This window comes from Pseudoroseomonas cervicalis ATCC 49957, assembly GCF_000164635.1.
Lineage (GTDB): Bacteria > Pseudomonadota > Alphaproteobacteria > Acetobacterales > Acetobacteraceae > Pseudoroseomonas > Pseudoroseomonas cervicalis.
This window is the reverse complement of record NZ_GG771042.1, coordinates 1-1,082: the sequence shown is the minus strand read 5'-3', so window position 1 is coordinate 1,082 and position 1,082 is coordinate 1. Positions and strand designations below refer to the sequence as shown.

General features: G+C 74.4%; 1 protein-coding gene. It reads left to right on the top strand.

All coding sequences use genetic code 11. From position 1 onward, the window contains the following. Positions 1-1,082: efflux RND transporter periplasmic adaptor subunit (locus HMPREF0731_RS21580; protein WP_007006370.1), on the top strand; the 1,082-nt coding region annotated here is incomplete at both ends.

Sequence of the window (1,082 nt, the reverse complement as noted above, 5' to 3'; positions counted from 1 at the left end):
CCGGGCGGGCGCGGCATGGGCGCCGGCATGGCGGTGCCGGTGACGCTGGCCGCCGCCACCCGCAAGGACCTGGTGCTGACGCTGGACGCGCTCGGCACGGTGCAGGCGCTGAACAGCGTCACGCTGCGCTCGCGCGTCTCCGGCCAGCTGCTGGAGGTGCTGTTCCAGGAGGGCCAGGATGTCGAGCAGGGCCAGGTGCTGGCGCGCATCGACGACCGCACCTATGCCGCGTCGCTGGCCCAGGCGCAGGCGCAGCGCGCCTACAACCAGGCGCAGCTGGCCAATGCGCGGCTGGACCTGCAGCGCTATGAGGGGCTGCTGCGCGCCAATGGCGTGACCCGCCAGCAGGTGGACACGCAGCGCACCCAGGTCGCCTTGTATGAGGCGCAGCTGGCGCAGGACCAGGCGGCGATCGACAATGCCCGCGCCCAGCTGGACGACACGGTGATCCGCGCCCCCTTCGCCGGCCGCGTCGGGCTGCGCCAGGTGGATCCGGGCAACCTCGTGGCCAGCAGCGACACCAATGGCATCGTCAGCCTGGCGCAGTTCACCCCCATCGCGGTGAACTTCACCCTGCCGCAGCAGGAGCTGCCGCGGCTGCTGCGCGCCATGCAGGCCGGGCCGGTGCCGGTCGAGACCGTGCCCTCGGTGCGCGGCGAGGCGGCCGAGCGCGGCACGCTGCTGACGGTGGGCAACACGGTGGACGCCACCACCGGCACCATCCAGGTCAAGGCGAGCTTTCCCAACGCGCAGCGCCGGCTGTGGCCGGGCGCCTTCGTCACGCTGCGCCTGCCGGTGGAGACGGTGCCGCAGGCGGTGGTGATCCCGCTGGTGGCGGTGCAGCAGGGCCCGGCCGGGCCCTTCGTCTTCGTCGCCAAGGAGGACCAGACCATCGAGCAGCGCAGCCTGCGCCTCGGCCCCACCACCCGCAGCGAGGCGGCGGTGACCGAGGGGCTGCAACCGGGCGAGCGCGTCGTCACCTCCGGCGCGCAGCGGCTGAACAATGGCAGCCGCATCCAGGAGGTGGCGCGGCCGGGCCCCGGCGCCGCCAATGCCGGCGCGCCGGGCGGGCCGGAGGCCGG